Genomic DNA, 8,943 nt, shown 5'->3' with positions numbered 1-8,943 from the left:
GGGAACATGCCGGTGTACTCGCGCCTTTCCGAGTACATCGACGAGATCGCCGCGGAGCACGACGACGATCAGGGCGCCCACGACCGCGCGATCGAGCTCGCCGAGTTCTTCCGCTTCCTCTCCACCCGCATGCTGCAGATCGTCGAGGACTGGCGCGCCCTCCGCCGCGACTCCTGACCCTCGCCCCACCCACACCCACACCCACACCCACACCCACACCCACACCTTCCTCGCACACCCACACCCACACCCACACCTTCCTCGCACACCCGCACCCGCGCCCGCGCACTCCTGCCAAAACGGAGACCATTCGTCCGCGCCCGACGTGTCTCCCCGGAGGCGGATACCAACGCGCCGAGCGGACACCGGATGGTCTGGGTTTTGGCACCAGCGACGAGCCCCTTGACACCCGCGTGAGTTATATGGTTACTTAGTTAAGTAACTAACCCACGAACCACGCGGAGGACTCGTGATCGAAGAAGGCAAGCCGCTCTTCCTCCAGATCGCCGAGCAGATCGAGGACTCGATCGTCGACGGCACACTCAGCGAGGAGGCGCAGGCTCCTTCCACCAACGAGCTCGCCGCGTTCTACCGGATCAATCCCGCCACCGCAGCGAAGGGAGTCGCCATGCTCACCGACAAGGGAGTGCTCTACAAGCGCCGAGGCATCGGCATGTTCGTCGCCGACGGTGCCAGGGAGCTGCTCCTCGGCGAGCGCCGCGCCGCGTTCGCCGATCGCTACATCGACCCGCTCCTCGCCGAAGCCCGCACGCTCGGGCTGGGCGCGGAAGATCTCGCGGCACTGCTCAGGCAGCGCGCCGCACTGACCATCGACGCAGAAGGGAAGACCCCCGCATGACCGCCGTCATCGAGGTGCAGAACCTCACCAAGCGCTACAAGGAGAAGCGAGCACTCGACAACGTGTCGCTCGCCATCGAGGGAGACGCGATCTACGGCCTCCTCGGCCGGAACGGTGCAGGCAAGACCACGCTCATGTCCATCCTCACCGCGCAGAACTTCGAATCATCCGGAACCATCAAGGTCTTCGGCGAGCACCCGTACGAGAACGCGCACGTGCTCAGTCGGATCTGCTTCGTCCGCGAGAGCCAGAAGTATCCGGACGACGCGTACCCCAAGCACGCTTTCAAGGCTGCGAGCCTGTTCTTCCCGAACTGGGACCAGGCGCTCGCCGACGAGCTCATCGCCGAGTTCCAGCTGCCGATGAAGCAGACGATCAAGAAGCTCTCGCGCGGCCAGCTGTCCGCAGTCGGGGTCATCATCGGTCTCGCCTCGCGCGCCGAGATCACCTTCTTCGACGAGCCGTATCTCGGTCTCGACGCGGTCGCCAGACAGATCTTCTACGACCGACTGGTGGAGGACTACGCGGAGCATCCGCGCACGATCATCCTGTCCTCGCACCTGATCGACGAGGTGTCGAACCTCATCGAGAAGGTCATCGTGATCGACGATGGGCGCATCCTGCTCAACGAAGACACGGATGCGGTCCGCGAACGCGCCGTGACCGTGGTGGGCGACGCCGCCAAGGTCGATGCCTGGGTGGGTGCGCGGGAGGTGCTGCACCGGGAGTCGCTCGGCCGGGTCGCGTCGGTCACCGTCCTCGGTGCCGTGTCGTCGGAGGATCGCGCCGAGATCACCGCGTCAGGACTCGACCTCGCACCCGTCTCGCTGCAGCAGCTGGTCGTGCGGCTCACGCAGAAGGTCGCGACCGATTCCACGAGAGAGAACGCAGCGAAAGAGGAGGTGCGCTGATGCGACGCACATTCAACGTCGTCCGCCTGCAGCTGATCAACAAGGGCACCTTCGTCTGGTACCCGCTGATCATCCTCGCGGCTGCCGTCGTGATCTCGATCATCATCTACGCGATGATCCCGGTCGACACCCCCAAGTACGGCGGCGGAGGCCAAGCGCCCCTCTGGTACTTCTTCGCGATCGGCATGTCGGCGATGACCCTGACCTTCCCGTTCTCGCAGGCCATGAGCATCACCCGCAGGGAGTTCTTCTTCGGCACGCTGCTGACGGCGGTCCTCGGCAGTGCCCTCATGGGAATCCTGTTCCTGATCGGCGGCGGCATCGAGGTCGCCACGAACGGCTACGGCGTGAACGGCTACGTCTTCTACCTGCCGTGGCTGTGGGACGCCGGGCCCCTCGGCGCCTTCGTCGTCTACTTCACACTCGCCCTGTTCTTCTTCGTGCTCGGGTTCACGGGCGCGACGATCTACAAGAGCTGGGGGCAGCTGGTCCTGCTCATCGTGGGCATCGGGCTGGCGCTGGTGCTCATCGGCCTCGTCTTCCTGGCGACCCGGCTCGACCTGTGGAACCACGTCGGCGCCGCGATCATGGACCTCGGGGCGGTGGGACTGGCGCTGTGGGGTCTCGTGCTCACCGCGGTCTTCACGGGAGTGTCGTTCCTCGCGTTCCGCAGGACTATCCCCTGATCCTCCGCGAGAGAACACGAATGCCGCGACCGCACACCCCGTGCGGTCGCGGCATCGTGGCTTTCGTCAGCGGATCCCCCTAGCTTCGGAGCACGGCGGAAGCAACCGGGTGCCGAAGAGCCGCGACGGTCACTACGCTCGGTGCGCGTGAAGATCCCTCCCCGTCTGCGGGCCCGCCGTTCGGGTATCGCCCGCTCGCTGCATGAGGCCGTGCTCCCCGCGCGGCTCCTGCTCGTCGTGAAGACGATGCTCGCGGTCGGGCTGGCCTGGGCGATCGCACCGCACATGCCCGGTGTCACCGACGAGTACCCCTACTACGCTCCGCTCGGCGCGCTGGTGAGCATGTATCCGACTCTGATGGGCTCGGCGAGATCGAGTCTGCAGACCTTACTCGGGCTGGCCACCGGAATCGGCCTCGCGACACTCATCGTGATCACGGTGGGTCCGACCTGGTGGTCGATCCCTCTCGTCGTCGGCCTCGGCGTACTCGTGTCGGGCACGGGCTGGTTCGGCGTCGGTCGCGAGTATGTGCCGATGGCCGCCCTGTTCGTGCTGATCATCGGCGGACAGAACGCCGACGACTACTCGCTCGGGTATCTGACGCAGATGGCGGTCGGGGTGGTCGTCGGCCTGGTGGTGAACCTGGTCATCGCGCCGGCGCCGCTCACCATGGCAGCAGCAGGACGGGTGGCCGACTTCCGCGAGCAGCTGGCCGCGCATCTGCACGACATCGGCTCGGCGGTCTCGGAGTCGTGGCCTCCCGAGCACGAGCAGTGGGCTGATGACGCGGCCTCGCTGGCCGATACCTCCTCGGAGTTGAGGGCGGCCCTGACCGAAGCGGAGGAGAGTCGCCGCGGCAATCCTCGCGCCAAGGGACACCGCTCGCGGATCCAGCAGAGCCACGATGAGCTCGCCGCCCTCGATCGCATCGGCCACCTCATCCGCGACATCGCCGACGAGATCGCCGACACCATCTGGGAGCGGCCGGCAGGGCTCGCGCTCGACCCCGCCCTCCCGGGTCCGCTGTCGGCCGCGTGCCATGCGGTGGCCGAAGTGATCGCGCACGGCGATGCCTCCTCGAGCGAGGATCACCGCGTGCGCGCCGAGGCGGCGCGGGCGATCCGGCTGCTCCTCGAGACCGTCGACGACCGCACGGTCGACGTCCGACGGTCGATGGGTCCGGGAGTGCTCACCGCGATGCACCTGCGACGCATCCTGATCCTGAGCGGTACAGGCTCCCCCTCCGAGAAGAGGGAAGAGGAGGTCGAGTAGCCGCGTCAGATGGTGTCGTCGGCGGCGATCACATCCACCTGCCAATAGCGGCCATCGGGGTCGGTGTCATCGTGCGCATCGTCGGCAGCGCTCATCACGTCGTTGATCTTCACCATCAGGTCGTCGAATTCGGCCTCGGTCAACCGCATCGTGCGCTGAGTGAAGGCGGCATGCACCTCTGCCGTGCGACCGGCGACGTATTCGGGAGTCCAGGCTGTCACGCGGCGCATCAGGTCGTGGTGATCCTCGACCAGCGCGGCGATCACGGCGCTGCCGAGTTCCTCGTCGGCGACCGGACTCTCCGGGCCGCCCACATTGAGGGGACCCTTGTGCCCCGTCCAGACGCGGTCGCGTCGATCGCGGGCCTTCTCCGGCGCCTCTTCGATCAGCCCGGCATCGGCGAGCGCGCGCAGGTGGAAGCTGGCACTGTTCGCCGGCACGCCCAGTTCCGCGGCGATGTCGGCTGCGCGGAGGAAGTCCCGCCGGGCGAAGAGGCGGATCATCCGGCGCCGAAGCGGGTGCGAGTAGGCCTTCAGCATGGCCGATGTCATCCAGGCGGGGTCATCGCGCGCGCTTTTCGTGCGATCCTCCGTCATCCCCCGATCCTACCCGCACTTCCAATTGCGCAATAAGCCTTGCGCAATACTTCTTGCGCATCTAATCTCGACGCATGACCACCCTCACCGAGCCTCATCGCCTGTGGCGGAACACGCGCTACCTCACCTGGTTGGTGAGCGATACGAGCAAGGGGCTCGCCGGCGCGCTCTTCGCCTTCGCGATCCCCCTGCTCGCTCTGATCGTGACGAACGACCCCGCTCAGGCGGGCATCATCGGCGGGGTCGGGATGGCGGCCCGACTCCTCACGACCCTTGCGGGCGGCGTGCTGGCCGACCGCCATCGCCGTATCGCGCTGATGCTCCTCGGCTCGCTCATCGGCATCGTGCTGGCTGGCGGCTTCACGCTTCTCGCCCTGGGGGACGCCCTGACCTTCGGGTCGTTGCTCGTGGTCGACGTGCTGCTCGCCGCACGCAGCGGACTCTTCGACGTTGCGGGCGAGAGCGCCATCAAGGAGATCGTTCCCGACGACGCGATGGGGCGCGCACAGGCCGCGAATCAGGGGCGCGATGCCGCTCTCCAGCTGGCGGGTGGTCCGCTCGGTGGTCTGCTGCTCGGCGTCGGCGGTTGGCTCGTCGGTGTGGTCATGACCCTGTGCCACGTGATCGCGGCCCTGACCGCGTGGATGCTGGGGCGTCAGGCGCGTCGCGCCGGAGTGGTCGATGCGGGCGAAAACCCAGACCATCTGCGTGCTGCGCGGCGCGTCGAGCCCGAACACGCCGCGGACACGGCGGATGGTCTGGGTTTCGGCACCTCGACGACCCCGCCCGCGGCGAAGCCCGACGCGTGGAAGGAGCTCCGCGAGGGGTTCGGGTGGCTGCTCTCCCGTCCCGACCTCGGCGGGGTGCTGCTCATCACGACGGTCATCAACCTCGGCTTCAACGCCACGATCACCACCATCATCTACGCCCTCCAGCAGGACGGACATTCCGAGCTTCTGATCGGCACCCTGAGCGCGTCGATCGGCGCCGTGATGCTCGCGGGAGCCGTGGTGGCCCCGCTGCTCATCCCGCGCATCAAGGCCGGAATCCTGGCGATCGCGGGGCTCTCCGTGATCTCGGCAGGTGCCATCGTGCTGTCGGTGGTCACCGACCCGCTGATCATCGCCGTGGTGCTCGGCGTCTCGGTACTGCTGGTCCCGGCGCTCAATGCCGGCATGATGGGCTACTTCATGGTCGCGACCCCGAGTCACCTGCTGGGGCGTGCCAACAGCGCTGCCGGTGTTCTCGGCATGGGCGCGATGCCGCTGGCACCACTCATCGCCGGCTTCGGCCTCGCCTGGATCGGCCGGGAGTGGACCATCCTGGTGTGCGCAGCGCTCTGCCTCGTCGCCGTGGCGATGGCCCTCGGCAACCGGGCGCTGCGCGCTCTGCCCGTCGAGTCCCGCTGGGCCGAGCACGCGAAGCAGTACGAGAGGGCCTGAGCTCCCGGGAGAAGGCGGTCGGCGCTAGAGCGCTCCGGTCAGCGCGGCGATCCCCGCCAACAGGGACACGAGAGCCAGCACGAGCGCGACCGCGATGAGGACGGCATGCACCTTGAGGAACGCCGTGGCCTTGCCGTTCTCGTCCCGCGCGCGGGGGTCTTTGGACACGCGCTTGTAGAACTGCGGCCAGACCAGAACGTTGAAGGCGGCGTTGAGGAACAGCACGATGGCGAGGGGGATCACCCCTCAACGGTATCGACTTCTTCTATGGGCCTCCCCGCACGATCATCCGCGCGGATTCTTGGATGCAGACATGTATCAGAAAGCCCTTGCCGCGCTCCTGGTAGATGTGATCACAATGGGCTTCATGATCGACGGTGCACCCGGCACCGCTCACGATCCTGCCTCGGACGACGGGCGCGCACGCTGGGAGCGCGCCGCGGATCTGTTCGACGCATGGCGCGAGAGCGACAGCCGCGCGATGGACGAGCTCGTACGGCTGATGACGCCCGTGCTCTGGCACGTCGTGCGCGCCTATGGGCTGGAGCGCACCCTCGCCGAAGACGTCGTGCAGACCACCTGGCTGCGACTCGTCCGCGGCCACGACTCGATCAGCGACTCACGGGCCGTATCGGCCTGGCTCACGACCACCGCCCGCCGGGAGGCCTGGAAAGTCGCGAAAGCGCACGGCAAGGTCGACACGACCGAAGCGGATGACCTCGACACACTGCTGCCCGAACAGGCGTCGGCCGAAGAGCACGCCACCCTCGGCGACGAGAACCGGCGGCTGTGGGCGGCTGTGCGGCGTCTGAACGAGCGCTGCCAGAAGCTGCTGCGCGTGATCGCCTTCGAGGATCGTCCGGACTACGCCCGCATCGCCAGCGACCTCGCCATGCCCGTCGGCAGCATCGGCCCCACGCGGAACCGGTGCCTCGCCAAACTACGCGCCCTGCTGGACGCGCCACCGACAGCGCAGGCAGGGGGATTCGCATGACCGAAAACGAGGACGCCCAGGTGTTCGCCCGGCTCCGCTCCCTGTGGAGCGAGGTCGATCCGATGCCCGCCGGCCTCATCGACCGCATGGTCGCCGCAGTCGCCGCCGACGGGCTGAACCGTGAATACGCGCTGCTCACTCTTGTCGAAGGACAGTTAGGCGCGGTGCGGGGCGAGGCCGACGCGCTCACCCTGCAGTTCAGCGACGGATCGACGAGCATCCTGCTGCACGTGACGACGACGGCTTCCGGACGCCGCCGCGTCGACGGCTGGGTCGACACCGCAGCCGCCGAGATCGTCCTGACCCAGGGCGAGAAGACCAGGTCGATCACGCCGGAGGAGACCGGACGCTTCGTGTTCGACGACGTCCCGCCCGGCCTCACGCGCGTTCAGCTGACCACCGTGATCGGGGACGAGACGCGCACACTGGCGACCCCGCAGTTCGAGCTGTGACCACGGGCGCCGCCCGTCGATGAAGACGCGGGTCCACCCGCAGGAAGAGGATGACGCATGGATCAGCCCAAGGGATGGACCTGGCAGGACCGCGCGGAGGGATCGATCCGACGGGGCACGGCGCTCGACCCGAGCACGGAGCCGGTGGACGGTATCCGTGCGTTTCCGACGGCGTACCTGCCGGAACGCCTGCTGATCACCCGCGCTCTCGGCGATGAGGAGGCCTACGACCGGGAGGTGCGCACGCTCCGCGACGCGGCAGACACGTTCGGCTGGCAGCTCGAGATCGAGGACGACACCCGCTCAGCGGTCGACGGCGAACTCGTGCCGGGAGTTCCCGGTTTCCTGCGCGCACGGCTGCGCACGCCGGACGAGCCGGTGCGCGGTGAATCGCCCGTCGCACCGGATGCCTGGCGCGTGCTCCAGCGCGCACGCCGCATGTCCCGCTCGACGATGCCGCGCACGAGCCTCGACCACGTGCTCTCCATCGATCCGGTCGGGCTCAATCCGTTCACCAGGACGAACCCGTTCACCCGCACCAATCCGTTCACCCGCACCAACCCGGTGCGCGGTGCGGGTGGCGCCGGCGGCAGCGACGACTACCTCGAGCCCGGACGCGGAGCACGACAGCCGGTGACCTGGTTGGGGCCTGCGCCCGTGCGCGGTCCCAGCCCCAAGCGCGGACGACGACCCGTCGTCGCTGTCCTCGACACCGGCTGCGGCGAGCACGCCTGGCTTCCCGCTGACATCGTCACCCGCACCGTCGACCTCGACGGCGTGCCGGTCGGGCTGACCGATGACGCCGATCCGGAGCGCTATCCCGACCTGTACGGGCAGCTCGACGGGGAGATCGACGCGGTCGCGGGACACGGCACCTTCATCGCGGGCATCGTCCGACAGGCGGCTCCGGACGCCGACATCCTCTCGATCCGGGTCGCGGGGGCGCTCGGCGTCGTGGACGAGAGCACGCTCCTCGAGACGGTCGCCCAGGTCGTGACGCTGCTGGCGCGCCACCGCGAGAACCCGAAGACGGGCTTCCCGATCGATGTGCTGAACCTGTCGCTCAGCTACTACCACGAGACGCCGACCGACGGACTGTTCAGCCTCACGCTCTACCAGCTGCTCGCCAAGGCACGCGAACTCGGCTGCGTCGTGGTGTGCTCCGCGGGGAACGACGCGATCGATCGCCCCTCCTTCCCGGCATCCCTGTGGCCATGGCCGGGCGCGGACAACGGCATCCGCCGGGACAAGGACGCGCCGCTCGTCTCCGTCGGAGCGTTGAATCCTTCCGGCCAGTCGGTCGCCCTGTTCTCGAACATCGGTCCGTGGGTGCAGGCCTACGCACCCGGAGCGGCGGTGGTGAGCACCTCGCCCGCGTTCGTGGGAGGCGCCCAGGCGGCGACGAGGGCCGACGTCGAAGGTCTGCGCCGTGAGACGATCGACCCCGACGATTACCGCGGGGGCTTCGCGGTGTGGAGCGGTACGTCGTTCTCGGCACCGTATGTCGCGGCGCGGGTCGCCGCGCAGCTCGGTACGGTGCCGGTCGGCGGAGCGACCCCCAGCGCTGCGGCGAAGGCGGTCGCCGCCGTCCTGAAGTCGCTGCCGAGCCCGATCGATCCCGTCTGACGCACCCCCGGGACGAGCCGTCCGTACCGATGCGGGCGGCTCGTCCTGGTGCCGGGCGGCTGACCGGGGCGTCCGGCGGTGCACCTGCAGGACGAATGCACGAAT

General features: G+C 68.2%; 10 protein-coding genes. 8 read left to right on the top strand and 2 right to left on the bottom strand.

The features are described 5' to 3' along the window. The first annotated feature begins 469 nt into the window (after nt 1–469). From DSP71_RS11125 to DSP71_RS11110, 4 genes are all read left to right on the top strand, one after another. Nucleotides 470–859 carry a GntR family transcriptional regulator gene (locus DSP71_RS11125; protein WP_046748097.1) on the top strand — a complete coding sequence of 130 codons (390 nt, stop codon included), beginning with the start codon at nt 470–472 and terminating at the stop codon, nt 857–859. Further along, nucleotides 856–1,770, top strand: coding sequence for an ABC transporter ATP-binding protein (locus DSP71_RS11120; protein WP_061015282.1), 915 nt, complete (start codon nt 856–858; stop codon nt 1,768–1,770). The genes DSP71_RS11125 and DSP71_RS11120 overlap by 4 nt, the downstream gene beginning before the upstream one ends. Then, complete coding sequence (locus DSP71_RS11115) at nt 1,770–2,456, top strand: hypothetical protein (RefSeq protein ID WP_113681127.1); 687 nt, start codon at nt 1,770–1,772, stop codon at nt 2,454–2,456. Before DSP71_RS11120 ends, DSP71_RS11115 begins: the two co-directional genes overlap by 1 nt. Before the next feature lie 147 nt (nt 2,457–2,603). Further along, entirely contained in the window at nt 2,604–3,728 is a 1,125-nt protein-coding gene (locus tag DSP71_RS11110; protein WP_113681128.1) for an aromatic acid exporter family protein, read from the top strand. Between the two features lie 5 nt (nt 3,729–3,733). On the opposite strand, the gene DSP71_RS11105 is transcribed toward DSP71_RS11110, so the two are convergent. After that, nucleotides 3,734–4,324, bottom strand: coding sequence for a helix-turn-helix domain-containing protein (locus DSP71_RS11105; protein ID WP_046748094.1), 591 nt, complete (start codon nt 4,322–4,324; stop codon nt 3,734–3,736). A 74-nt stretch (nt 4,325–4,398) separates the two neighbouring features. Between DSP71_RS11105 and DSP71_RS11100 the strand changes: the two genes are divergently transcribed. Continuing rightward, nucleotides 4,399–5,766, top strand: coding sequence for an MFS transporter (locus DSP71_RS11100; RefSeq protein WP_113681126.1), 1,368 nt, complete (start codon nt 4,399–4,401; stop codon nt 5,764–5,766). Between the two features lie 24 nt (nt 5,767–5,790). On the opposite strand, the gene DSP71_RS11095 is transcribed toward DSP71_RS11100, so the two are convergent. Further along, the gene (locus DSP71_RS11095; RefSeq protein WP_113681125.1) at nt 5,791–6,009 is read right to left on the bottom strand and encodes an SCO4848 family membrane protein; all 219 of its coding nucleotides are present in this window, start codon (nt 6,007–6,009) and stop codon (nt 5,791–5,793) included. A 70-nt stretch (nt 6,010–6,079) separates the two neighbouring features. Here DSP71_RS11095 and DSP71_RS11090 point away from each other — a divergent pair, with 70 nt between their 5' ends. Genes DSP71_RS11090 through DSP71_RS11080 form a run of 3 tightly spaced genes read left to right on the top strand, consistent with a single transcriptional unit; the run spans nt 6,080 to nt 8,838 of the window. Further along, nucleotides 6,080–6,760, top strand: coding sequence for an RNA polymerase sigma factor (locus tag DSP71_RS11090; RefSeq protein ID WP_231589697.1), 681 nt, complete (start codon nt 6,080–6,082; stop codon nt 6,758–6,760). Beyond that, nucleotides 6,757–7,212, top strand: coding sequence for a hypothetical protein (locus tag DSP71_RS11085; protein WP_113681124.1), 456 nt, complete (start codon nt 6,757–6,759; stop codon nt 7,210–7,212). Before DSP71_RS11090 ends, DSP71_RS11085 begins: the two co-directional genes overlap by 4 nt. A gap of 57 nt (nt 7,213–7,269) precedes the next feature. After that, a complete protein-coding gene (locus DSP71_RS11080) occupies nt 7,270–8,838 on the top strand; it encodes a S8/S53 family peptidase (RefSeq protein ID WP_113681123.1) in 1,569 nt (522 codons plus the stop codon). The last annotated feature ends 105 nt before the right edge of the window (nt 8,839–8,943 follow it).

Source organism: Microbacterium sp. H6 (assembly GCF_003314775.1).
In the GTDB taxonomy this organism is placed as follows: Bacteria; Actinomycetota; Actinomycetes; order Actinomycetales; family Microbacteriaceae; genus Microbacterium; species Microbacterium oxydans.
This window is presented reverse-complemented; position numbering and strand designations above follow the sequence as displayed.